Below are 23,843 nucleotides of genomic sequence, written 5' to 3' on the forward strand. Positions count from 1 at the left end.
GCCTCGGTGACCTCAGGAGGGGGAGGAGGAGCACATGGGCGCGCATAAAGAGGAGCGACGTCGAGCCGACCCTGAGGCACGTCACGCCGGGGGACATAGCGATGGCCCTGCCGCACCGCGTTGTGACCAACATCATAGAGGGACTTGAAAAGCTCGACCGCGTTCTTCCGGGCGTTGCGAGCGACCACACCCTGCTCTACGCACCCGAGATAAAGTACTACGCCATGAAGGTCGAGGTGGACGAGAACCTTGAGACGAGCATAGAGGGAATCTTCGCTGCCGGCGACGGTGCCGGCCTGAGCAGGGACATAGTGAACGCGGCCGCCACCGGATTGCTCGCCGCGAGGGGGATACTCAAGAAGGAGGGCATTTTCACGGAGAAGGACTTCAGGAAACCCGGGAACTGGAAGGCCAAGATCGAGGCCCTCTAGTCCATTACCTTTTTCTTCTAAAACCGTCACCTTTGCACGAAAGGCAGATATCCCCCAAACTGGATAAGGTATATTTAGGAGAATGCCAAAAACAGAATCTGGGGGTAACCATGGTAAATGCAATCGAAAAACTGCTCTCGATGAGAGATGCCGTAGTCCTCGTAGAGTACCACTCAACCGATCATCCAGAGTGGATCCTCAAGGAGATACTCGACGGCTGGGAAAACACGGGAATCTTCCCGCTGGTAGTCGACATCGGGGACACCCTGCACGGGTTCGTCCAAAACCTGAGGTTCAGCGGTCAGGCAATAACTGTTGACACTGTGCCTGTGATAAAGATAAAAGGAGTCATGAACGTGGGGCACGTCTTGGGGAATATCGACGTCGTCGATGACTTCGAGTACCACCTCGCACTCTACTCCAAACTGGCGCGGAAGGTTCCGGAGAAGAGCCGGAACCACACGGTGGTTCTCGGAATGGAAAAGTTCACATTCACCTTCCTCGAAGACCCTCAAAAACTTGAGAGATACTTCGAGACGATAACCAGGAGGTACCTCAGCATTGTGGATAAGATGAACTTTCTTTTCCTGAACGTTGACATAGCATCCCCCTACCTCACGAAGGGCCTGGAAGAGGACTCCGACTACGTGATGGAAATTATGAGAAGCGGCCTGAAGTTCAAAAAAACGCCGGGAGGCTGGTAGGAATGAGGCTCGCTGACTACCTCCGGGATATTGAGTGGGGCGAGAGCGTCCTCATAGAGCACACATCCCTCTCGGCATATCCGCGGGTTTTTCACACCATCGGCGAGGTTTACGGATGGGGGAGGCTTCTTATCGTTGACGTTCTGGACTCGAGCATGTCGATAATCAGATGGTTGAGACTATCAAAAGTGAAAATCCCCGGAAAAATACGAAGGATTAAAGTCGGCGGAACGTCCGATTGGGGGGAGGTGGTCTTGGAGGTCGACCCCCACAAAGACCCGGGAATATTCCTCAACCGCCTCTCGCGGAGCGTGAGGGAATACTACCGGGAGAACCCCAAGACGGTCTCCATCCTCATGAACCCCGAAAAGCTGATTCCGCTCCACGGCAACAGTCCAAGGTTCATCCTCAGCCTCTCCAATCTGGGCTACGCCTTCCTCGGAAACCCCGTGAGGAAGACCTTTTACTTCGTCAACGTCGACCTGGCCGAGAGGCGGTACGTTGCGATACTTGAGGAAGCATTTATCAGGGTGCTCAGAATCGACGACAGTGGAAGTATCACCGTACTCAAATCCCCCCACGCCGATGAGGAAGGACTGACGCTTGAACTTTGACCTCCATTACCCCAATCCCACGGTTCGGGTTATCTTTTATACCATTCAAAAATCCCTACGGTCGGCTGATTTCCGGTGACCCCTTCGGGACCTTATTAAATGGAAGAACCTTTAAGGTCCCGACCCTCAAGGTAATCAGGTGAGGATGACATGCCCATGAGGTGCAAGTTCTGCGAGAGGCCGGCGTTTATAAAACTCCACTACCCGAAGATGTACCTGTGCCCCGAACACTTCACCGAGTACTTCGAGAGAAAGGTCAAGCGCACGATAGAGCGTTACAAGTTGATAAAACCCGGCGAGAGGATTCTGGTCGTGGTGAGCGGGGGAAAGGACTCGGCCGTTACAGCCCACGTCCTCAAGAAGCTCGGCTACGACATCGAGTGCCTCCACATCAACCTGGGCATCGGCGAGTACTCCGAGAAGAGCGAGGAGTACGCCAAGAGGCAGTGCGAGAAGCTCGGCGTTCCCCTCCACATCGTCCGCGTTAGGGAACTCCTGGGAAAGGGCATCGGGGAAGTGAGAACGCGCAGACCGACCTGTTCCTACTGCGGCCTGACCAAGCGCTACATCTTCAACAAGTTCGCCTACGACAACGGCTTCGACGCGGTGGCGACCGGCCACAACCTCGACGACGAGGCGGGCTTCATCCTGGCAAACATCCTGAACTGGAACACGCAGTACCTGGCCAAACAGGGACCGGTAACCTCGGCGCAGTTCAACGGAAAGCTCGTGAAGAAGATAAAGCCTCTCTACGAGCTGACCGAGAGGGAGGTGGTCGCCTACGCTCTCGCCAACGGCATAGAGTACCACATCGAGGAATGCCCCCACGCCGTCGGGGCCACGACGATAGAGGTCAAGGGCATACTCAACGAGATGGAGGAGAAGAGGCCGGGAACGAAGATAAACTTCGTGAAGGGCTACCTCAGGAAGAAGGGACTCTTTGAAGGGGAGCTCCAGGAGGCCGACCTCAGGGAGTGCGGGGTCTGCGGCATGCCATCGAGCGGTGAAGTCTGTTCTTTCTGCAGGTTCTGGCACAGGGAGGAGCCGATAAACTTCAGACTCTGACTCCTCCCCTTTCGAAGGACGGCTTTCGAGAGAGGGGACTGACCTCCTCTCCGCCGTGAAGTGCGAGGGTTTGCCTAACCCCTCGCCAGTGGCGGGAAGGTTTACGGGCACTCATCTCCTACTCCCGTCGCCGGTTTCGGCTCGGCCCGAAGGCCGGGTCTTCGGCCCATTACCCCTAATCCCCAAAGGGGACTTGGGGTTATTGCCTTAAAGGCCAAACTCCAGTCCTTGACTGCCCAAACGAGCAGCCCATCAAGGACGCCTACCGGCGTCTTCCTCCCAGAATGGGAGGACACGATGAAACCCCTCATCTCATCAGGTTCTTTTGAGTGGCCTCTACGAGGCCTTACTACACCCCGAAGTTTAAAAGAGTTTCGACTGTTTAGGAGCTGTTGGAGGTTTACTGCATCCCCACCCCAAAGGGCGAGGCCTTCAGAAGGAAAAAGTAAGACGAAAGAATATTTAAAGCCAGCTGGAATATTTTCTTACATCCTCGACACCACAAGTAGCGAGGTGATAAAAATGAGCGTACCTGACGGCCTCATGATGAACCTCTGGGAATCACTAAGGATGGGCGAGATAGTCCTCATGGAGAGGACGGACAGCGGGCTGTTTCATAAATAGTTAAGAGCGTAAAGTTTAAATATTTTTGAGTCATTATTTGTTTTGGTGGAGTTCACTATGAAGCTTTATCGGACAGGAAAAGCCTCAGAACTCTTAGGCATCAGCAAGCCAACACTCTTAAGGAAAATCAAAGCAGGCGAGATCAAGGCATACAAAATAGGCAAAGAATACCGCATTCCAGAAAGCGAAATAAAGAGACTTCTTGAGGGTAAAATCCCCGATAAAGTAGTCATTTACGCCAGAGTTTCAAGCAGAGACCAGAAGGAAGACCTTGAAAGACAAGTCGAATACCTCAAAAGCTACTGCTCTGCCAAAGGTTACCAAGTAGCTAAAACCATCACTGACATTTCCTCAGGCTTAAACGAGAACAGAAAAGGCCTAAAACAGCTCTTCAAACTCGTGGAGAGCGGAGAGGTAACCAAAGTCGTGATAACCTGCAAGGACAGGCTCACCCGCTTTGGTTTTGGATACCTCGAACAATACTTCAACTCTCACGGTGTTGAGATTGAAGTAATCTTTGACGATGAAGAGAAAACACCAGAAAAAGAACTCGTCGAGGACTTGTTGGCTATTGTAACTTCCTTCGCTGGAAAGCTTTATGGCATGCGCTCTCACAAGAAAAAACGCCTCGTCGAGGCGGTAAAGAATGTCCTCAGAGACGATTAAACTCACCGCAAAATTCAAGCTGAAAGAAACATCTGAAGGGTTAGATGACCTCTTCTCTACCTATCGAGAGATTGTAAACTATCTCATTAACTATGCTTTTGAGAACAGCATTACGAGCTTTTACAGGCTCAAAAAGGAAACATACAAGAGCCTTCGAAAGGAGTATTCAGAACTGCCGAGCCATTACCACTACACAGCCTGCCAAATGGCCACTGCAATATTCAAGAGTTACAGAAAGAGGAAAAAGAAGGGGAAAGCTAAGGGCAAGCCCGTTTTTAAGAAGGAAGTCATTATGCTCGACGACCACCTCTTCAAACTCGACCTTGAGGCCGGGATAATCAAGCTCTCCACTCCAAGCAGGAGGGTTAGGCTGGAGTTTTATCCTGCAAAATACCACGAGAAGTTTAAGGGCTGGAAAATCGGTCAAGCGTGGTTGGTGAGAACTCCAAAAGGCGTTTTCATCAACGTTGTGTTCTCCAGAGAGGTTGAAGTGAGAGAGCCTAAAACTTTTGTTGGCGTGGACTTGAATGAGAATAATGTTACGTTGAGCCTTCCAAACGGTGAGTTTATCCAGATTATCACACACGAGAGGAAGATTAGGACTGGCTACTTTGTAAAGCGGAGAAAGATTCAGAAAAAGCTTAGGGCTGGCAAAAATAGGAAAGAACTTCTCGAAAAGTATGGGCAGAGGGAGAGGAACAGGCTAAACGATTTGTATCACAAATTGGCCAACAAGATTGTTGAACTGGCTGAAAAATACGGTGGTATTGCTCTGGAGGATTTGACGGAAATCAGGAATTCGATTAGGTATTCGGCTGAGATGAATGGCAGGCTTCACCGCTGGAGTTTCAGGAAGCTCCAGTCAATTATCGAATACAAGGCTAAGCTGAAGGGTGTTAGGGTTGTTTTCGTTAATCCCGCTTTCACGTCCTCCCTGTGTCCGATATGTGGGGAGAAGCTAAGCCCGAAGGGACACAGGGTTTTAAAGTGTCCGAAATGTGGTTTTGAGGCCGATAGAGATGTGGTTGGGAGTTGGAATATTCGCTTGAGAGCCTTGAAGATGTGGGGAGTTACCGTTCCCCCCGAAAGCCCCACGATGAAGATGGGAGTGGGGAAGGTCAGCCGTAACGATGTTTACGAACTTTACAAAAGTTATGGCTGACCAGAACGGATCAGTACTTCGGCTTCTACCAAGTGGTGAGCTGGGGCAGGAGCAGGGGGTACAAGGTTGCGGTCATCGACATCCTGGACTCACTCCACATCCTAAAGGCCAAGGCGCGGCTCGCCGGTCTGGATGACGGGGTTCTGGACAGCGTGAAGGTCATCAAGATAGGCGGCACAATAGAAACCGGGGAAGTCGTCGGATGGATAAGGGACATCTCCGAGCCGGTGATTCTCGCAAAGAAGTTCATGGAGACCTACACCAAGCTTCTCGAATCAGGAGGACCAACCTTAACGGCTGTGGTGGGTCTTGAGAAGCTCTTCGTGGCATCGGAGTTCTCGCCGAAGAACGTTCAGGTCATAATCAGCGCCATATCCAAATACGTTGGCGATGAGAGGAGGCTGTCCGTCCAGTTCCTGAAGGCCAACGTTATAGACGGCATGAGGCAGCCGGTCGTCAGGCTCCTGGAAGACCTCGCAACCACGGTTATCCAGATCTCAAGAAAGGACAGGGCGACCGAATTCAGGGTGCTGAAGTCGGTGGACCCGAAACTCGAGGGAATGACGATAAAAATATGAAGGTCAGAGCTCCCTAAAGCGGAGCCTGAACCTCAGCTCCCCCTCAACCGGCAGGAGGACCGTGTAACTGACGCCCTGCTGCACGAAGTCCCAGCCGGCTTCGCTCTGGCTGAGGGTCTTTATTGGATACTTCCACACCCTCGCTTTTTTGTCGAGCTCCACCGCCACCCTTCCGATGCCGTAGGGGTCGTTCACCTCGAACTTCTCAGCCTCAAACTCCGCCGGCTCCTCCATGACGCTGTGAACCGCGACGTTGAGCTCGACACCGAAGAGGGCTACTGACTCACTCCTCACGGTGTAGTCAACGACGAAGCCATCCTCTGCCAGGTGGAAGGTCTTCTCCACCCTCGCCGGCCTTCCGGAGACAGTTCCGTCCCTCTCGAGGGTGACGCCGCCTTCAAAAAGGCTGTAGTCGTAGGCACCCGTCACGAAGTCCCCAAGCTCGATGTGCCTGTTGAGGCGATACTCCTCGAGTGCCGTCTCTGGGTCAAGGAAGTGGTCCTGCAGGATGGCCCTCAGGTGGCCATCGTAGGCAAGCTCGCGCCGTATCTCGTCCGGAATCCTCCTGCCAACCTCGTGTATGCTTGCCACGCCCTCCCCGTCTTCCTCCCTCCGGGGTGGCGGCCTCCGGAACCTCGTGGTAGTGCTCCCAGCGCCTCGCCAGCACGTCGTTGTAGTTGACGGCCCTCCGGCGTGAGGAGAGCTCAAAGAGGGCACCACCGTAGGCGGGCTTAAAGACGGCGTAGAAGTTCTCGTCCTCGATGAATACCTCATCGCGGCCGTCGAAGTCTATGTCGCGGACGAAGCTGCCCGTGGAGGCGAAGCCGTTGGCCCTTATTATGTTCTCCCAGACGGCTCTGCGGAGGTGCGGGAGGTAAACACCTCCAAAGACGCCGTGCCAGTAGGCGTCGTTGCACTGGGCCTTGAGGACGAACCTCCTCGCCTCGGGGTTGTCCCTGACGAGCTTGCTCACCATGAGCATCCTCTTGTGCATGTAGTTGCTCTCAGGGTACTTGAAGAAGAAGTTCTTCCATATCCCACCCCTCACAAAGACGCGGTACCTCTCGAACTGGCCGTGCCCCTTGAGCTTTTCAACGAACTCCACGAAGAGCTTCGCCTGCTTTGCAGGGAGGGACCACTCGCTCATCTCGAAGTAGGAGGCAATGGGCAGGTAAACCAGCCCGCGGGGCTTGAACCTCGCAAGGTACTCGGAGTAAAGCGTTAGATTTATCCTCTCATCACTCGAAATCCTGTCAAAGAACTCCCTGAGCCAGCCCTTCTTGTAGACCCACTCGTACGTCCCCGGCCAGACACCGAACTTCTCACCGTCGTCGTGGAAGACCGCGACCCTGCTCTCGTCACCGTTGTCAAGGCTGTGGAGGTACTCAACGGTCTTCTCAACGGGGCGGAACGGGATGAGGTAGCGGAGCTTCTCGTCTATCGGGAAGACCGCAATGACCTCCCCGCCGTCCTCGGTGTAGTACGGCCAGTACAGCTCCTCCTTGCTCAGGCCGGCACTCATGAAGTGGTAGTCATCGACGATGACGTACTCGATTCCAGCCTCGCGGAGGCTCTTGACGAGTTCGGGCTGCCAGACGCGCTCGGTGAGCCAGACGCCCCTGGCGTCGTAGCCGAGTTTCTTCGCGAAGTCCTTCAGAAGGGTTATCTGTTCAATTCTGTCCTCCTTCGGAATGGCGGCCAGGACGGGCTCGTAGAATCCTGCCACGACTATCTCCAGCTGCCCCTTCTTCACCAGGGAGCGGAGGAGGTCCATGTACTCAGGCCTGTTGGCATCGAGCCATTCGAGGAGGGGACCGCTTATATGAACCGCGGCCTTCATGTTCGGGTATTCCTCCAGAATCTCCATGAAAGGCCTGTAGGATCTATCGTAGGCGCTCTCGAAGACCCAGCCGAAGTTTCCGAGGGGCTGATGGTTATGAATGCCAAAGATAAAGTTCACCATTGCCAACCACCCACCAGATGTGTTATCACTACCAGTGATATGGAAAGAAAGGCATATAAACCTTTTTCTCGTAATACTCACTACGGGTGACTACCGTACACCCCTGGGGATTTATCCCCACTGGAGGTGGATAATGTGAAGAAAACGGCGGCAGTTGTGTTAACCTTCGTTCTGTTGCTTGGTTTAGTGCCCATGTTTAGCGGCCTCGTCAGCGCCATGTACGGCACTAAAATCATAGACGGCAGCCTAAGCGACTGGACTCCGAGCGATTTGGTTGCGGTAGGCAAAGATACTGGACTTGAAGGAGCCAACCTCGACAGACTCCACGTTTCATGGGATAACGAGTACCTGTACATAGCGGTTAAGACGAACAACACCCAGAGCTGGGATGTTGCCTATGGAATAGGAATAGACGTAGACCCTGGAACAGGAAACGGCTACGTTTCCGGTGGAGATTCATGGGGAAGGAGCGTCGAGTTCTCCAACGGCTTTGCTCTTGACTATGAGATTTACTTCTGGTGGGGTCAGAGCAGCGGAATGGGAACAGATAACTTCAACATCTGGACCGGTGGAGGCTGGGATTACAAGGGCATCTCCGGCGTCGGCGGGAGCTTCGCTTACACAGGGAACACTTCAACAGGTCTCCAGACGGTCGAGATAAAGATACCTTGGAGCGCCCTCGGCGGGAAGCCTGAGAAGATAGCGGTAATGGCGTGGGTCACTGGAAGCGGGGGTTCGGCGGTGGACAGCCTCCCCGTTGATCCGGCCATAGACTACACTGACATCGGAAACGAGTGGGGTGACACCGACACCTTCACCAACCTCCCGGTCATCTACGTCGCCCCCAAGACAATAGATGGCAATCTCAGCGACTGGAGCGAGAACGAACTGGCGGCCGAGGACACCACGGGTACGGGCCTTGACGTGGGCAACCTCAGCAAGTTCTACGTCTCCTGGGATGACCAGTACCTCTACCTTGCCATTGAGACCAACAACACCAAGAACGGAGGAATGGCGTACGGTTTCGGAATTGACATCGATCCCGGGACAGGAAACGGCTACACGACAGGAGGAGACGCATGGGGAAGGGGCATAGAGTTCTCCAATGGATACGCGCTGGACTATGAAGTTTACTTCTGGTGGGACGACGGGAGCGCATCAATAACCGCCGCGCAGCTCAACCCATACGAGGGCGGCTGGAGCTGGCCGAGCCTGACCGATATGGGTGGAAAGTATAACTACACCGGGGACAGTTCAACGGGCCTTAAAACCCTCGAAGTCGCAGTACCATGGTCAGCCATCGGAGGAATGCCCAGCAAATTCGCGGTCGCCGCATGGGTAACCGGTGGAGGCGGCTCTGCCGTTGACGTCCTCCCGCAGGAAGGTGCCGCCGCGGACAACGCAGACGAATGGAGCGACACGGACGTCATCACCGAGATGGCGGACTTCGAGATGTTCATTCCTGTGCCCGAACTCACCGCCAGCATAACCGGCCCCGGTATCGCGGGACTCAACAGAACGACCGAATACCGCGTCACCGTGAAAAACCTCGGTTCCCTTCCGGCCGCCGATGCCGAGGTCAGGGCCTACGTCAACGATACGCTCATCTCCAACTGGACCATCGACATCGGTGCCGGCGAGGAGAGGGAGCTCACTTTCACATGGAAACCAAACGAAACGGGCAGGTACACGCTGAAGGTTACGGTGGACGAGGGCAACCTTATCACGGAGGCCAACGAGGACAACAACGTCGTCACAATGGACGTTGATGTGGTGTGGGTTGGAAAAATAGAAGTTGACGGCAACCCGAACGACTGGCCGTCGGCGAACCTGCTCAATGACACGTACACCGTAATCAACGGAACGTTCATCTGGAGGGACGCCGAGAACGACCAGAGAACGGACAACGACAATTACCTTGAGGAAACCAACTACACCTCAAGCCATGCCGACCTCACTGAGGTGGCGGTGACGAAGGACGACCACTACGTTTACTTCCTCTTCAGGTTCAGGAACATGAGCAACATGAAGCTGGGGGCAAACGGAGCAACGTTCATAGCCGTCCCGATCGATTACAAGGACGGTGGAAAAGCCGGAGGTTTTGCCGGCAGTATGGACATGAGCTCGGTTATAGAATGGGACATCCAGATGGCGGTGAACCTCAAGTGCTCGGGATGCAGCGGGGACACCGCAGTAAATGCCGCGGGCAACAGCGTTGAGTCCATGCTGTACTTCATAGACCCGAACAACGACATAGTCACGGTGAACGGGGCCGTCGTTGGGGTTAACCTCTCAGCGAACACCATCGAGGTCAGAGTTCCGCTGGGCGTCTTCGAAGGCGCAAGCAGCTTTAACTTCCAGGTCGCAACCGGCCTGAGCTGGGGAGGCGGAGTCTGGAACTTCGGAGAAGCGTTCAGCGACGACGACATCAGCGACGCCGTTGATGTCCTCAGCGACAAGCCCACCGAGGAGGAGGTTATGGACGGATACCTCGACTACTACATCTGCATCGAGACCAACGGCATGGTCGAGAAGGCAAACGATGTGGACTACACTTCCGTCCGCAGGAAAATGCAGATGCAGGAATTCTGGAGAGGTTTCGTGTCCCTCAACAAGTATTACGGAATGTGGCACTTCAAGAACGACTACGGGCGCTATCTCGAACTCGACGAATACTTCCGGAACACCACCCTGCCGGAGGAGATAGAGAAGAAGGTCGAGGAATACGAGAACACCGTGAACGACCTCCTCAAGCTCTACAACGAGGGGAAGGAGAACATCGATAACGGAAACGCTGCCCTGGGAGCATCCATTAAGATATTCCGCGCGTACACTGGACTGAAAAAGGTAGTGCATGAGATGGAGGAGCTGAAGAAAATCGTCGAGGAGGGCAACCTTGAAAGGCTCGAGTACCTCAAGGAGCTCTCCAAGAACCTCACCAAGACCATAGACGGAAACCTCGATGACTGGAGCGTCCAGCCGGTGGCGGTCGATGAGACCGGCTACGGCCAAGATGGCGCGAACCTCAAGGCCCTCTACGTCGATCACGACGACCAGTTCCTCTACATAGCCCTAACCACAGAGAACAGCGCCTCGTGGAGGGTTTCCTACAGCATATCCCTCGACTACAGGGCCGGCGGATACACGGATGGCCAGGACAGCTGGAGCAGAAAGGTGAGCTTCAGCCGGGGAATAGATGCGCAGCTCTACTTCTTCTGGAACGGGGAGTTCTTTGGAGACCCCGGAACCAGCACCATAACCAGCGCCCAGCTCGCCCTGTGGAACGGAACCGGATGGAAGTACGAGGACCTCAAGTGGATCGGATTCTACGCATACACTGGCAACCAGAAAGACGGTCTCCAGACCCTCGAGATAGCGATTCCATGGGAAGCCCTCGGCGTCAAGCCCGGGGAGATAAACGTGGTCGCCTACGTCACCGGACAGGGTGCCGGCGATTCAGCCGTTGACTCACTGCCGCTCCAGGATGCCGTCAAGGGCACCGACCCAGGACAGGAGTGGGGCGACGCAGATACATTCACCCAGTTTGCGACGGTCAACATAGAGTGACCTTTCTTTTCGATTTTCCATTTTCCACTCTTCTGTGATGCCGCTATACAAACAAAAGCTCAGATGAGCAACCCCGCCAGATAAACGGTCAGCGCCACCGCCAGCTGGTTGGAGAAGTTGTCGTCGGGCGGTAGGTTGTAGAACTCCGCCACGGTTCCAGCTATGGAGCCCACCAGGGCCAGGGGGAGGCCAACGAGGGGCCAGAGTATGGCAATCCCGGCGAGGAAGTAGGCAAGGCTGCCCTCGAAGCTCTTGCCGTTGGAGAAGCGGTGCCTTCCGAGGGACTTGCCCACTATGGCCGCCAGGGCGTCTCCGACGGTCGCGACGGTGATGGCACCTACCGCCACCTCCATCGGGAAGAAGTACACCACTATGAACGAGGCCGCGGCGAAGTAGATGTGAGCCGCGACGCGGTAGCGCTCGTGGGAGCGGGTTATCTCGTCTATGTGCTTTTCCAGAACCTCAACCCTTCCGATGACGTCCTCATCGACGTATATCCTGAGCCTCCTCTTTATGTTGTCCCTGAGCTCCTCTATTATCCTGAAGGGCTCGAGGACGACGAAGAGGAAGAACGAGATGCCTATGAGCGTGAGGGTAAGCTCCCTGCCGAACAGGTGGTAGGAGAGCGGAACGAGCAGACCCGTCATGTGGAGGGACTTACGCTTCAGCTCGCTTTTCATGCTCACGCTTTATCACCTCCAGGGCTTCGATGAGGTCCTTAACCACGTAGTCGGCGTGCCTGGCGAGCCTCCCACTGAAGTAGCCCCTCTGAACCAGTATCGTCGTCGCCCCAATCTCCTTCCCCCCGCGCATGTCGGTGTCGTCCCTGTCCCCGACCATGTAGACCTCGTCATCGGGAAAGAGCCTGCGGGCAAGCCTGAAATTGTGGGGTTCGAGCTTGCTGTGGCCGGTTTCACCGCTTATTATCAGTGCGTCGAAATAGTCCTTTATACCGAGGTACTCGAGCTTCTTCCTCTGCCACTTGGTAGAGGAGTCCGTAATGAGAACGAGCCTCGCACCCATGGCCTTGAGACCCCGCAGAAAGGGAACGGCGTCCGGGTAAAGCTTCAGATTGGAGAAGAACACCCTATCAACCAGTTCTGTTATCTCGTCCAGCTCGTCCGGGCTGATTTTGGCGTAGACCTTGCTCATCACCCTCTCGACGAGCTTATCGAAGTCGAGGGTGTGGAATTCCCTTGACTGCTCCAGCTCCCTGTAGCGGGCCGTAAGAATGTAGAAGAACGCCCTGAACTTTCTCCGTCTGATGAGATAGGGTATCAGGCGGAGAACGCTGTACCTGCCGGCCTCCCAGGTGTTGCAGAGCGTGTCGTCGAGGTCAACGAGCACAAGCATATTAAAGAATCCCCACGGGTCGTTTTAATCCTTTGGGTTTGGCGCTAAGTTTTAAAAGGTGAAAGGGAAGCCCATACCGTATGGACGGGAAAACGCTGATACTGAGCGGGATGGCCCTTATATTCCTCGGCTTCCTGTTAGTTTTCATTGGGACCCTCGTTTCTGCCCTCGGCGGAGAGGCGGACGTTGAGGGGGGCGGGGTGATAATGATAGGCCCCATTCCGATAATATTCGGAACAAGCAGGGGGGCCGCTGGAATCGCGGCCGTACTGGCGATAATACTCATGGCGCTCTGGCTGCTTGCGGCCCTGCTGGCGAGGGGGGACTGACGTGGACTTCCTGGCGGCGCTCGCGATTCTTCTCGTCACAGCAAAGAGCATAGAGTGGCTCTTTGAGAGGGTGGAAATACACCCGATAATAGCCCACGTCCTCACGGGAATATTCCTGGGGCCCTTCGTCCTCGGAGTGATCGAACCGACGGAAGAACTGGGGGTTCTCGCGGAGTTCGGGCTGATAATGATGATGCTCTACATGGGACTCACCAGCAACTTCTCCGCCATAGCCCAGAACACCAAGAAGGCGGTGGTCGTTGCGGCCCTTGGCGTGGCGTTCTCCTTCGCCCTGGGCTTCCTCACCGTCGAGGTGGCGGGGAAAGGAACCACTGCCGCAATATTCATCGGAGTGACCCTCGGAAACACCGCAATAGAGGTAACCAGCGGCGTACTCGTGAAGGAACGTGTGAGGAGGGAGGTCTCATCGATACTCATGGGGGCCGCCTTTGCCGACGACATAATGGCGGTTTACCTCATAGGTATAATCACCGCTCTGGCGGGAGGGGGGCTCGACGCGGCTTCCTTTGGAATACTGACGGTCAAGATATTCGCATTCATAGCTGCAACGCTTCTGGTATCCGAGTACATCTTCAAGAGGGCCAGGTGGTTCTACTCCATCGTCAGGAACCTCAACGTGTTCTTCACCTTCACGCTCATCCTGACCTTCACCCTAGCCATAATAGCCCAGTGGGCGGGCCTCAACCAGATAATAGGCGCCTACCTCGCGGGCCTCACCATAAGCCGCCTCCGCGAGAGGAAGGACCCGCTCGTCGTGACGAGGATAAAGCTCAACGAACTCATAAACGACCTCCAGGTCGTTCTCACCGAGTTCTTTATACCCCTGTTCTTCATCTACGTTGGACTGATGTTCAACCCGCCCCTGGCCGACATAAGCCTGATCCTCATAGCGGCGCTCTACCTCGCGGCGGTGATGGGCAAGCTCATCGGCTGCGGTCTCGGTGCGAGGCTCTTTGGTCTGAACTGGAGGGACTCGATAACGATAGGTATTGGAATGGGCGGCAGGGGAAGTCTCGAGCTGGCCATACTCACGTTCGGCCTCTCCGCGGGCCTCATAGACCAGGTTCTCTTCGCGAGCGTCATAGCGGTCTCCATGCTCACCGCGCTGACAACACCGGTGTTCTTCAAGGGCTACCTAAAGAGGGTAAAGGCTTAAATTTGAGGGATAAAACTAGGCACAGGCTGGTGAGACCATGTTCCCGAAGAAAGGAGCGAGCGAAGAGGAAGTTCTGGCGGAGCTGGAGGAGAAGACGTCAGAGGACCTGACCTTTGATTCAGGCAGGATTCTCGGCTCGATGTGCACCCATCCACATCCCTTCGCCGCGGAGGTGGTGCGGCGTTACATCGACAGGAATCTGGGCGACCCCGGGCTGCACGTTGGAAGCCAGTGGGTGGAGAGAGAGGTAATAGCAATGCTGTCCAGCCTTCTCGGCCTCGAAAGGGGCTACGGGAACATAGTCTCAGGGGGAACTGAGGCCAACATTCTCGCCGTGAGGGCGTTCCGCAACCTGGCTGATGTGGAGAACCCCGAGCTCATACTTCCCAGAAGCGCCCACTTCTCCTTCCTCAAGGCGAGCGAGATGCTGAAGGTCCGGCTCGTCTGGGCGGACCTGCGGGAGGACTATTCGGTCGATGTTAAGGACGTCGAGGCTAAAATCACTGACAACACCATAGGAATCGTCGGCATCGCCGGAACCACTGGGCTGGGTGTGGTGGACGACATTCCAGCTTTAAGTGACCTGGCCCTCGACTATGGCCTCCCGCTTCACGTGGATGCCGCCTTCGGGGGTTTTGTCATTCCCTTCGCCAAAGCTCTGGGCTACGATATCCCCGATTTCGATTTCAGGCTGAGGGGCGTCAAGAGCATAACCATAGACCCCCACAAGATGGGGATGGTTCCCATCCCGGCGGGAGGGATAATATTCCGCGAGAAGCGGTTCCTGGAGGCGATAAGCGTTCCCGCGCCGTACCTCGCCGGCGGCAAGGTCTGGCAGGCGACGATAACTGGTACGAGACCCGGAGCACAGGCGCTGGCAGTGTGGGCGATGATAAAGCACCTCGGATTCGAGGGCTACGCTGAGATCGTCAAGCGGGCCATGGAGCTGAGCAGGTGGTTCGCGGGCGAGCTCAAGAGGATCCCAGGGGTCCATCTCATCCGCGAGCCCGTTCTCAACATCGTTTCCTTCGGGGCAAAGAACCTAGAAGAGGTCGAGGAGGAGCTTAAGAAGCGCGGCTGGGGCGTGAGCGCCCACAGGGGATACATCAGGATCGTCATGATGCCCCACGTTAGAAGGGAGCATCTGGAGGCGTTTTTGATGGACCTGAGGGAGGCAGTCAGGGCATGATAACGCGATCCATGACAGAGATCCGAGCTACTCCGTAACCCCCTTTATGTCCACGTGAACGAAGGCGACCTCAACCTCGGGGAGGCTCTCTATAACCCTCTTCACCTCCTCGCTGACGTCGTGGGCCTCTTTGAGGCTTAGCCCTGGGGAGACCTCTATGTGGAGCTCAACGTGCAGTTTGCTGCCGACGTAGTGAGCCCTCAAATCATGGACGCCGAGAACGTTCGGGACGCTTAAGGCGGTCTTCTTTATCTCCTCGCAGACCTCAAAGGGCGGGGCCTGTCCCGTCAGATAGCGGACGTTCTCAAGGATTATGTCCAGCGAGACCTTCAGGAGGAAGACCGAGACGACGAGACCCGCGATTGAATCACCGTACATAAAACCAAGTTCCTGGGCACCGAGACCTATTAGAACCGCAACGCTGCTCAGTGCATCGCTCCTGTGGTGGTAGGCATCGGCGACGAGTATCTGGCTGTTGATCTTCCTGCCGATGTGGACAGAATAGCGGAACATGAGCTCCTTAGAGAGTATCGAGAGCAGGGTGACGCCGAGCATTATGGAGTTGACTTCTGTGGCTCCACCCTCAATTATCCTGTAAACGGCATCACGGCCTATCTCGTATGTCACTATTATAAGAGCCTCCCCAATCAGGAAGGCCACCAGGGGCTCAAAACGGGAATGGCCAAAGGGATGGCTTTTGTCGGGCGGTTTTGAGGATATTCTAATGCCCGCGTAGCCGATGACGCTCGTGATAACGTCGCTTAAGGAGTGGACGCCGTCGGATATCAGGGCGATGCTGGAATACATGAAACCCACGGCTAGCTTGAGCAAGGAAAGGAGAACGTTGCCAAGGATGCTGACCCAGATGGGCCTGTATATCTCTTCCACAGTATCACCACAATTTTGTGCATATGCACACAATATTTAAGCCTTACCGTCCCCATTCGGATATTTAACTTTATTAGGTTTTCCAATTTTGTTAGGCTAAACTAATTCAAGGGACATAAAAATGAGCTGAGCGGTCAGTCCGTCACTCCATCATCACGAGCCTCAGGCAAGGCTGAACTCATCATCCCGGGAAAAGGTTGAAGATGGGCCTTAAAAGGGTTGCTCAGAGATCACCTTTCCGTCCTCATCAATCGGTTCGCCCATCACTCATCATCGCAGGGGGAGATTGGAAGAGGGGCTTAAAACGGTTGCCGTAGGACAATCCTTATCAACCCGTACACGGTTTTAGGTTGGGTGCGTATGGGGGAAAGCCTGAAGCTGAGACTCATCAAAAACGCGGGCTGGCTGTTCGGGGCAGAGATTATTTCAAAGATACTAGCGTACGGTATAATAGTCATCCTGAGCAGAACCCTCGGACCGGAAGGATTGGGACAGTATTCGTTTATATTCTACTACGTCGGCCTCTTGGGGATATTCTCCGATTTGGGTGTCGGGTATTATTTTATGAGAGAAGTTGCAAGAGAGAGGAACCGGTTGGACGAACTCCTCCCAGATGTCCTCGGCTTCAAGATAGTTCTGGCAGTGGTTAATTTCCTTGTAATTGCCGGGCTCACCCTCTTCATCCCGAAGCCAGAATGGATGAAACTCCTTATAATCCTGGCTGGAGCCGAGGCGATGCTGACGTGGATCTCTCTGATTTTTGTCAGAGTTATGTATGCCCACGAAGTCACCAAGTACGAGGCCATCGCTAGAACCGTTGAACGGCTCTGGGCTTTCTTCATCGGAGGTGCTGTGCTTTACTATTTCATGTCATTATCCCTGTTCGTCATAGCTCTCTTAGCCGGATATTTCCTGAGAGAGCTTTTGAGAATAAAATTTGGAATGAAATTTGTTGATGTTGTGAGAGTTAGATTTAAACCGGATAAATGGATTTTTCTGCTAAAGAAATCTTATCCATTCTGGCTCATAGGGCTTTTCACGCTCATTTACTATCGCACGGACATGGTGATGCTCAGCCTGATGAGAGGGGATTATGAAACTGGAATATACAGGGCAGCCTACATATGGATTCAGGTTGCTATGCTAGTTCCGAACATAGTCATACCGACGACTTTGCCATCGATGGCTCGTCTGTGGAAAGAAAACAGGGATGCTCTCCAAGTTCTCTTCAGGAAGAGCTTTCAAACTTTAGTCATTTTGGGTATTGCCGGGACGGTTGGATACTACCTCCTAGCCAATTTTGGCATACTAACAGTTTTTGGGAAGGAGTTTGGAAATAGTGTTCCCGTCCTTAAGGTTCTCGCGTTTGCGTTGCCCTTTATGTTTCTCAATTCCCTCTTTGGAAGCTTCATGAACGCAACTGGAAGGGAGCTGACATTTACGAAGATAGCCGGGTTTACAGCGTTGCTAAATGTCGTCCTTAATTATTTCCTTATCTTGAATTATGGAGCAAGTGGTGCGGCAGTAGCGACAGTGGTGAGTCAGGGAATTGGATGCCTATTAAATGGGTATTTACTAATAAAATATCAATGGATTCTTAGACAATCATGAATCGAATCTATACATTTTCATACCCCCACTGGGTCTCTAAATCTCTGCCGATTAAGTCAGAGAGCTTTTTGACTTCTGGTTTAAAGCGCTTCATAAGTTTGAGTCTGAATTCCTCCGGCAAGGGTTTGCGGGAAACTGGTTTTGTGTTGAGCTTATTTAATGGGACTATAATTTCATTCCATACAAATTTTCTAAATTTGTGGGGCATTATATCCCTAATGCGTGTTTTAGATACTTCAAACAGGACTTTCCGTAAAAGGGTTGTTCTGTAAGTGGAGTTTGGATTGTGTATCTCAAAGTTAGGCCTGAAATTGCTATTGTTAACATTCAAGAATTGCAGAATCTCATGATAGACTCTTTCGGGGTTAGATTTCAAGTCATCAAATATTACAACTTTTATTTGAGACTCATCAAAATATTTGTAATACCTGCTTAACTGCTCCGCATATTTTGGCCACTCCGAGTAATATAACATCGATGGGAACAGGACATATTTGGGTATGTATTTTCCTTGTTTCCTAAAAGGCTCTATCTCAAGTGCTTTTTTAAAATCTTTGATATTCTCATGAAGTTCCCGAAGGAATACATGATGCAGAGAATACAAAAAGTTAACAGGTTCTCTGAAAACAGCAAGTATTTTTGACTCAGGATTAAACTCGTAGATATTTTTAGCAGCTACTCTGGAGTATAGATATATCACAGATGCTTCTCCAATTACCTTATATCCAGTAGCATTTTGAAATAAGCTAATATAGCGGAGATAGTCATGATAAGGAAAGCGAACTAGCAGTTCCCTCTCGTTTTTGAAAAATTCTAAGGTTTCCCTGTGGAGATCCGTACAAAAATAATTTGGCTCCTTTATCTCACTCATGAATATCTCAGGATGCTGTCTGAGATAGTGATATAGGGAAGTCGTGCCACTTCTGGGCTCCCCAACTATGAAAAAATTTGGAAGAGACTTATTGCTCTCCATTATGCTGACCCCCTATTCTGAGGTATTCCAAAACTATATCCCTTAATTCTTTTCGTGACAGTTTCGGCGCCTCTTTTGAACTATATTTTACAACATTGGAATGAACTTCGCCCAAGGAGGGTTCACCAATTTTAATTCTATACATGTTTCCTAGGTCCTCTATATAATGACTTTCCACTTCGTTTATTAAGTCCTCATGCAATTTCTCCCCCGGAGATAGGCCAATAAGTTTCACAGTGACCTCTCCAGGATCAATACCGACTAATGGGGCAATGTCTCTTCTCATAACCTCTACTAAATCTCCCAGTTTAAAGGCATTCATTTTCAGTATGAATAACTCACCCCCTTTCGCTAGCTCAGTAGCCTTAAAGACAAGCCGTACAGCATCTGAAATCCTCATAATGAACCGTGTAACCTCAGGGTCAGAGACAAACAATGTTTTTTTGTTAACTAAGGTAGTAATAAAAATAGGGATTACTGAACCCCTTGAGTTGGCAACATTTCCAAATCGCACTACCATAAATGCACTTTCATTCTTGGCAAGCTTGTTTGCATTCAACGTTATCCTTTCAGCAATGAACTTTGTAGCCCCCATGACTGTGGTAGGGTTTGCAGCTTTATCAGTGCTTATTGTAACGAATTTTTCAGTTCCATGATGGAGGGCCAATTCTACAAGATTCTGAGTTCCTATAATGTTTGTTTTCACTGCCTCGAAAGGGAACTCCTCTGAGATAACCACATGTTTCATTGCGGCAGCATGGAACACGATATTAATGTCATATAGTTTAAATACATTACTGGCACTTTGAAAGTCTCTCACATCACCGACCACAAATTCCAAGCGATCGTCTAGTATCTCTTTTCTCATGATGAAGTGTTTAATTTCATCTCTGCTCATCACCACAACCTTGTTAACCTCAGTCCTCAGGAGTTGCCTAACTATCTCCCTACCAATGCTACCTGTACCACCCGTGACAAGAACATTCTTATTTTTGAATACGTTTTCTTCCATCAGTTTTCACCCTCAAAGAAGTCTTTAATCGATGAGATTATGTAATCTATTTCTCCCTTGGTCATATGGGGATACATTGGTAAGCTCAAAACTTGAGAGGAAATCTCTTCCGTTACAGGGAGATCAACATTATGATATCCTAAACTTCTAAATACTGTGTACTTATGTACTGGCTCAAAGTAAACCCTAGTGGATACCCCCCTATTTGATAGATATTCCATAAGTGCGTCCCTTGTTTTGTTTCCATCCAGAACTCTTAGTGTATACAGCTGGTAAACGGCAAAATAGTCCTCAGGTTCATCCAGCACATAAAGTCCTTTTAATTTCCTGAGAGCGTTGTTTAATAAATGTGCATTTTTTCTTCTCAATTCAATTAGCCTGTCGACTTTCTCTAGCTGCGACAATCCCAGTGCAGCTAAAATGGTTGAGAGTCTCCAGTTATACCCAACTTCCACATAATCAACCGTTGCTCTAGAAGTGAAGTAGTCTTTCTCGGTAATCCTGCCATAAGAAGCAATAAGTTTTAGCCGTTTGTATATATTTTTGTCATTTGTAACCACTGCCCCACCCTCGCTTGTCGTGAAAATCTTATTCTGGCAGAAGCTGAAAATGGCAGCATCCCCAAAGGTACCAACGTGTCTATCTTTTACTCTGGCTCCAAAGGCCTCGGCGGCGTCTTCAATCAATATAAGGTTATAATCCTCAGCTATCTCCCTGAGCTCCCGTATTTTACATGGCATCCCACCATAATGAACTGCCAGTATTGCTCTTGTTTTAGGAGTTATCCTCTCCTTGACATCCTCTGGATCCAAACCCATAGTTTTCTCTTCAATATCAGCAAAGACCGGCCTTGCTCCTACATACAGAGGGGAATAAGCAGTAGCGATGAACGTAAACGAGGGAACAATTATTTCATCTCCAGGTCCAAACTTGTAGGTTAGCATAAGTGCATGAAGTGCTGAGCCACCAGAATTGAATGTCACACAGTACTTAGTCCCAATATACTCACAGATTCTTCTTTCAAGTTCTATTACTTGTTCCCCAATACACCATTGCATCCCAGAACGAATCACTTTTTCAACAGCAGCTATGTCATTCTTATCCCAATAGATTTTAAATAGGGGGATTTTCATTTACTAATCCCCTCCATCAGTTTCTCTATTTCCTCATCAGTCAGTCTCCGGTAGACTTTCACTGGAACACCAAATACTATGACGTTTGGTGGAATATCCTTGTTCACAAAGCTGAACGCACCAATTATCGAGTTTTCTCCGATTGTAACTCCAGGCATTACCACACTATGACTTCCAATCCTAGCATTTCTTTTGATAATAACCTGGCCAGTCTTCCCATCTATGGTCGATTCAGAATAAATCGAACAGTGAGAGCCTATTTGGACGTAATCTTCAATTGTGACACCATATTTGGCATTTATGTAGGTAAATGCTCCAATATCTGTATATTTGCCCAGTTTAAGGCCCTCAGGATACTGAACCATCCAGTTCCAACGAGTTAATTTACCATGTTGTATTTTGGGAGGTTTCCATTCTATAAACTTAGTGGACATCAGAACCACCATCCAGTACCCTGTTGATTACAGCTCTTAGGTTATCTATTACTATTGATTCCCTGCGGTTTTCAAAAACCTTTCTGTTAACCCTACACATTTTTCTTCGAAATTTTTTATCGGAAAGCGCATTAGTGAGGGTCCTTGCAGCTTCATCTGGAGAGTAGGGATCAACAAATATTGCATTTTTATAACTCATAATATCACAGTAGGACCATATATTTTTATTTAAGACTGGGACACTACAAAGCAATGCCCCTTCCATTATAGACATTCCAAACTGGTCATCCGTAGGGATATTAACGTTAAAATCAGATAAAAGAAACATCCTAGCCATTTCCTCAGCAGATAAAAATCGTGGAATAACTGAGGTCTTAATACCGTATTCTTTAGCTTTAGAGACAACATGCTGAGCATATACTGTCTTTAAATTGGATGTATCAATGAAGAGCAATACAAGTTGTTCTTTGAACTCTGACCTGCTCAATACCTCCACTAACAGATGGTGGTTATAAAAAGGTAGCAACGTCCTTGGGGAGAAAATTAAAGTGTATCTTGGGCTTTTCCGGATAGTGTTTATCTTGTAAGAATAAAAAGCATCCCTAATTGGAAAAATAATCGTTAAGAACATCTTTCGAGAATTACGCACCCCCCACATTTCAGCAAAATATTTTGAATTAAAATGGAATTCAAACAAAACCATAGAAAGTTTTCTTTTTACTATAAACTTAAATATTAGTCGATAAATAAGTGGCTTCTTTCTCCCTGTTTTTTCTCTTAATTTCCAGTCAGTACCATACGGAACATACACCACAGGCTTCTTAAGAGGTAACACTGCCAATGAAAAAAGATACCAGATATTTAAATAATGCACAATATGCACATCGCACCAAGCATCGAGCTTTGAAAAGAGGAATGGAACCCTAAACAGCCTTCCAAGTAGTCCTATGAATGTCCGCAGGATATTTTTCCCATCAGACGATTCAAACAGTTCTATATCAACCCCCTTGGCATCAGAGGAACCTATTGAAACTACAGAGTAATCCCTGCACGATTTAAGAAGTCTAATATGGGTCTCATAAAACGAACCCCTGTTACCCCAAAGGCATATTTTAACCTTTCTCTGGTGTTTTCTAGGAGTAGATACCATTTCCAGCACCCCTAAATCATTATAAGACAGTTTAGTCTGGAATTTATTATAAAATATATGTTTCAAGAATTTCACGTCATACTATTTCCCCCTTCTAAGGATAAACTCTAAACAAAATCTGCTCAACAAAATTCCACGTATACTTCTTTAAATAGATTTTATGACCCCTATGTCCTGCTTTTTTTAGATATTTTGGATTCATTAACAAAAAGGACACCCTACTTTCAACATCCTTCTCATCATATTTTACAGACCATCCAATTTTCATGCTTTCAACAAGCTCAGCCAGTGCTGTTCCCCGGGATACTAGAATAGGAGTCTTAACACTGGCAGCCTCGAACACCTTATTTGGAAGACTCAACCTGATGTTTTCAAAACGTGGATCGTAGATTGCAAAGGTTAGATGTGCTTTCTCAAGTTCAACGAATATTTGCTCATGGGGTATAAATCCTAAGAAATTCTTTCCCAGCTGTTTCTTCAAAATCTCTTCAACATCAACCCATCCCTTTCCTGCAATCCTGTAAGTTATGCCAAGGCGTTCCGTAATCTTAAGCATCTCCAGAAGAAATCGGTTTCCCGACAGTACTCCTCCGTAAAAAATTGTAAAAGTAGGATACTTCGGGAGATTTTTGAGATAGCTCGGGTTAACTGTGTTTAAGATAACAAAAACGTCCTTATTGTTTCTCTGGACAACCTGTTTAACTTTCTGACTAGCAGTAAATATCAAATCTGCGTTTTTTTGAAAATATGAATCCAAATATCCCACAATTTTAGCAAGTTTCCCACCCGCGACCAGCTTGACCATGCTTTCATACAGATCGTGTACGTCATATACCCACACATTATTCTTGATTTTTTTTACGATAACTCCCAGGACTGCAGTATCAAAGTCATGTGTATGTATAATATCGAAGTCCATTTTCATTAACAAAAACAGAGAGCGTAAGTAAAATAGGAATAAACCGGCAATAAAGCATAGTGGAAGCCCATAGCAGGATCTAATGTGAATCCTAAGGATCTTTATCCCGTTTATAGTCTCTATCTTGGGGTATTTTCCCTCCCTATCCCAGGCGATTATAGTAACATCATACCCAGCTTTCACAAGACTGGATGCCTCTTTGTAGACCCGAGGATCTGGCTTGAATGGATTACTAAGAGTCATCACAATCCGTTTCACACAATCTCCCCACTGATATTGGAGAGTCCCCTATAATTTAAGT

Annotated in this window: 21 protein-coding genes and 1 pseudogene; 12 read left to right on the top strand and 10 right to left on the bottom strand. The window is 50.4% G+C overall.

Going from position 1 to position 23,843, the window contains the following annotated elements; genetic code table 11:
* The 7 genes from APY94_RS04435 to APY94_RS04465 all read left to right on the top strand — a co-directional run.
* Positions 1-431 (top strand): FAD-dependent oxidoreductase (locus tag APY94_RS04435; RefSeq protein ID WP_211259699.1); only part of this gene is annotated, 431 nt, incomplete at its 5' end.
* Between the two features lie 110 nt (positions 432-541).
* Positions 542-1,135, top strand: a complete 594-nt coding sequence (locus tag APY94_RS04440; RefSeq protein ID WP_058938491.1) for a DUF257 family protein — start codon at positions 542-544, stop codon at positions 1,133-1,135.
* A gap of 2 nt (positions 1,136-1,137) precedes the next feature.
* Positions 1,138-1,749 carry a DUF257 family protein gene (locus APY94_RS04445; protein WP_058938492.1) on the top strand — a complete coding sequence of 204 codons (612 nt, stop codon included), beginning with the start codon at positions 1,138-1,140 and terminating at the stop codon, positions 1,747-1,749.
* A 156-nt stretch (positions 1,750-1,905) separates the two neighbouring features.
* The gene (gene ttuA, locus APY94_RS04450; RefSeq protein WP_058938531.1) at positions 1,906-2,814 is read left to right on the top strand and encodes a tRNA-5-methyluridine(54) 2-sulfurtransferase; all 909 of its coding nucleotides are present in this window, start codon (positions 1,906-1,908) and stop codon (positions 2,812-2,814) included.
* A 681-nt stretch (positions 2,815-3,495) separates the two neighbouring features.
* Positions 3,496-4,104: an IS607 family transposase gene (locus tag APY94_RS04455; protein WP_058938493.1), complete on the top strand. Its 609-nt coding sequence runs from the start codon at positions 3,496-3,498 to the stop codon at positions 4,102-4,104.
* Positions 4,085-5,266 carry an RNA-guided endonuclease InsQ/TnpB family protein gene (locus APY94_RS04460; protein ID WP_058938494.1) on the top strand — a complete coding sequence of 394 codons (1,182 nt, stop codon included), beginning with the start codon at positions 4,085-4,087 and terminating at the stop codon, positions 5,264-5,266. The genes APY94_RS04455 and APY94_RS04460 overlap by 20 nt, the downstream gene beginning before the upstream one ends.
* A gap of 35 nt (positions 5,267-5,301) precedes the next feature.
* Positions 5,302-5,844, top strand: coding sequence for a DUF257 family protein (locus tag APY94_RS04465; RefSeq protein WP_245610412.1), 543 nt, complete (start codon positions 5,302-5,304; stop codon positions 5,842-5,844).
* A gap of 3 nt (positions 5,845-5,847) precedes the next feature.
* Here APY94_RS04465 and APY94_RS04470 read toward each other — a convergent pair.
* Positions 5,848-7,813 (bottom strand): annotated as a pseudogene (locus APY94_RS04470) (alpha-amylase/4-alpha-glucanotransferase domain-containing protein).
* A gap of 129 nt (positions 7,814-7,942) precedes the next feature.
* Here APY94_RS04470 and APY94_RS04475 point away from each other — a divergent pair.
* A complete protein-coding gene (locus APY94_RS04475) occupies positions 7,943-11,374 on the top strand; it encodes a CARDB domain-containing protein (protein WP_058938495.1) in 3,432 nt (1,143 codons plus the stop codon).
* Between the two features lie 59 nt (positions 11,375-11,433).
* Here the strand turns inward: APY94_RS04475 and APY94_RS04480 are convergent, their stop codons facing one another.
* Complete coding sequence (locus APY94_RS04480; RefSeq protein ID WP_058938496.1) at positions 11,434-12,060, bottom strand: diacylglycerol/polyprenol kinase family protein; 627 nt, start codon at positions 12,058-12,060, stop codon at positions 11,434-11,436.
* The gene (locus tag APY94_RS04485) at positions 12,032-12,727 is read right to left on the bottom strand and encodes an HAD family hydrolase (protein WP_058938497.1); all 696 of its coding nucleotides are present in this window, start codon (positions 12,725-12,727) and stop codon (positions 12,032-12,034) included. The genes APY94_RS04480 and APY94_RS04485 overlap by 29 nt, the downstream gene beginning before the upstream one ends.
* 80 nt (positions 12,728-12,807) lie before the next feature.
* Between APY94_RS04485 and APY94_RS04490 the strand changes: the two genes are divergently transcribed.
* From APY94_RS04490 to mfnA, 3 genes are read left to right on the top strand one after another with little or no spacing between them, the layout of a single operon-like run.
* Complete coding sequence (locus APY94_RS04490) at positions 12,808-13,056, top strand: TIGR00304 family membrane protein (protein WP_058938498.1); 249 nt, start codon at positions 12,808-12,810, stop codon at positions 13,054-13,056.
* Between the two features lies 1 nt (position 13,057).
* Complete coding sequence (locus APY94_RS04495) at positions 13,058-14,233, top strand: cation:proton antiporter (RefSeq protein WP_058938499.1); 1,176 nt, start codon at positions 13,058-13,060, stop codon at positions 14,231-14,233.
* A gap of 37 nt (positions 14,234-14,270) precedes the next feature.
* Entirely contained in the window at positions 14,271-15,422 is a 1,152-nt protein-coding gene (gene mfnA / locus APY94_RS04500) for a tyrosine decarboxylase MfnA (RefSeq protein WP_058938500.1), read from the top strand.
* Between the two features lie 27 nt (positions 15,423-15,449).
* On the opposite strand, the gene APY94_RS04505 is transcribed toward mfnA, so the two are convergent.
* The gene (locus tag APY94_RS04505) at positions 15,450-16,310 is read right to left on the bottom strand and encodes a cation diffusion facilitator family transporter (protein ID WP_058938501.1); all 861 of its coding nucleotides are present in this window, start codon (positions 16,308-16,310) and stop codon (positions 15,450-15,452) included.
* 360 nt (positions 16,311-16,670) lie between these two features.
* Here APY94_RS04505 and APY94_RS04510 point away from each other — a divergent pair, with 360 nt between their 5' ends.
* The gene (locus APY94_RS04510) at positions 16,671-17,921 is read left to right on the top strand and encodes a flippase (RefSeq protein WP_058938502.1); all 1,251 of its coding nucleotides are present in this window, start codon (positions 16,671-16,673) and stop codon (positions 17,919-17,921) included.
* Positions 17,922-17,928: 7 nt separating this feature from the next.
* Here the strand turns inward: APY94_RS04510 and APY94_RS04515 are convergent, their stop codons facing one another.
* The 6 genes from APY94_RS04515 to APY94_RS04540 all read right to left on the bottom strand — a co-directional run bounded on the left by APY94_RS04515 (position 17,929) and on the right by APY94_RS04540 (position 23,800).
* Entirely contained in the window at positions 17,929-18,894 is a 966-nt protein-coding gene (locus tag APY94_RS04515; protein WP_058938503.1) for a sulfotransferase domain-containing protein, read from the bottom strand.
* Complete coding sequence (locus tag APY94_RS04520; protein ID WP_058938504.1) at positions 18,881-19,906, bottom strand: SDR family NAD(P)-dependent oxidoreductase; 1,026 nt, start codon at positions 19,904-19,906, stop codon at positions 18,881-18,883. The genes APY94_RS04515 and APY94_RS04520 overlap by 14 nt, the downstream gene beginning before the upstream one ends.
* Positions 19,906-21,039, bottom strand: a complete 1,134-nt coding sequence (locus APY94_RS04525; RefSeq protein WP_058938505.1) for a DegT/DnrJ/EryC1/StrS family aminotransferase — start codon at positions 21,037-21,039, stop codon at positions 19,906-19,908. The genes APY94_RS04520 and APY94_RS04525 overlap by 1 nt, the downstream gene beginning before the upstream one ends.
* Entirely contained in the window at positions 21,036-21,473 is a 438-nt protein-coding gene (locus APY94_RS04530; RefSeq protein WP_058938506.1) for an acyltransferase, read from the bottom strand. The genes APY94_RS04525 and APY94_RS04530 overlap by 4 nt, the downstream gene beginning before the upstream one ends.
* The gene (locus tag APY94_RS04535; RefSeq protein ID WP_058938507.1) at positions 21,463-22,623 is read right to left on the bottom strand and encodes a glycosyltransferase; all 1,161 of its coding nucleotides are present in this window, start codon (positions 22,621-22,623) and stop codon (positions 21,463-21,465) included. The genes APY94_RS04530 and APY94_RS04535 overlap by 11 nt, the downstream gene beginning before the upstream one ends.
* Before the next feature lie 94 nt (positions 22,624-22,717).
* Positions 22,718-23,800, bottom strand: coding sequence for a glycosyltransferase family 4 protein (locus tag APY94_RS04540; protein ID WP_058938508.1), 1,083 nt, complete (start codon positions 23,798-23,800; stop codon positions 22,718-22,720).
* Positions 23,801-23,843: the final 43 nt, after the last annotated feature.

Source organism: Thermococcus celericrescens, from assembly GCF_001484195.1.
Taxonomy (GTDB): Archaea; Methanobacteriota_B; Thermococci; order Thermococcales; family Thermococcaceae; genus Thermococcus; species Thermococcus celericrescens.

Excerpts from the sequence above, each read along its gene's own strand:
- APY94_RS04445 (WP_058938492.1), top strand. The coding sequence starts at position 1,138 with ATGAGGCTCGCTGACTACCTCCGGGATATTGAGTGGGGCGAGAGCGTC.
- mfnA (WP_058938500.1), top strand. The coding sequence starts at position 14,271 with ATGTTCCCGAAGAAAGGAGCGAGCGAAGAGGAAGTTCTGGCGGAGCTG.
- ttuA (WP_058938531.1), top strand. The coding sequence starts at position 1,906 with ATGAGGTGCAAGTTCTGCGAGAGGCCGGCGTTTATAAAACTCCACTAC.
- APY94_RS04455 (WP_058938493.1), top strand. The coding sequence starts at position 3,496 with ATGAAGCTTTATCGGACAGGAAAAGCCTCAGAACTCTTAGGCATCAGC.
- APY94_RS04460 (WP_058938494.1), top strand. The coding sequence starts at position 4,085 with ATGTCCTCAGAGACGATTAAACTCACCGCAAAATTCAAGCTGAAAGAA.
- APY94_RS04440 (WP_058938491.1), top strand. The coding sequence starts at position 542 with ATGGTAAATGCAATCGAAAAACTGCTCTCGATGAGAGATGCCGTAGTC.
- APY94_RS04525 (WP_058938505.1), bottom strand. The coding sequence starts at position 21,039 with ATGAAAATCCCCCTATTTAAAATCTATTGGGATAAGAATGACATAGCT.
- APY94_RS04485 (WP_058938497.1), bottom strand. The coding sequence starts at position 12,727 with ATGCTTGTGCTCGTTGACCTCGACGACACGCTCTGCAACACCTGGGAG.
- APY94_RS04515 (WP_058938503.1), bottom strand. The coding sequence starts at position 18,894 with ATGGAGAGCAATAAGTCTCTTCCAAATTTTTTCATAGTTGGGGAGCCC.
- APY94_RS04520 (WP_058938504.1), bottom strand. The coding sequence starts at position 19,906 with ATGGAAGAAAACGTATTCAAAAATAAGAATGTTCTTGTCACGGGTGGT.
- APY94_RS04510 (WP_058938502.1), top strand. The coding sequence starts at position 16,671 with ATGGGGGAAAGCCTGAAGCTGAGACTCATCAAAAACGCGGGCTGGCTG.
- APY94_RS04490 (WP_058938498.1), top strand. The coding sequence starts at position 12,808 with ATGGACGGGAAAACGCTGATACTGAGCGGGATGGCCCTTATATTCCTC.
- APY94_RS04530 (WP_058938506.1), bottom strand. The coding sequence starts at position 21,473 with ATGTCCACTAAGTTTATAGAATGGAAACCTCCCAAAATACAACATGGT.
- APY94_RS04535 (WP_058938507.1), bottom strand. The coding sequence starts at position 22,623 with ATGGTATCTACTCCTAGAAAACACCAGAGAAAGGTTAAAATATGCCTT.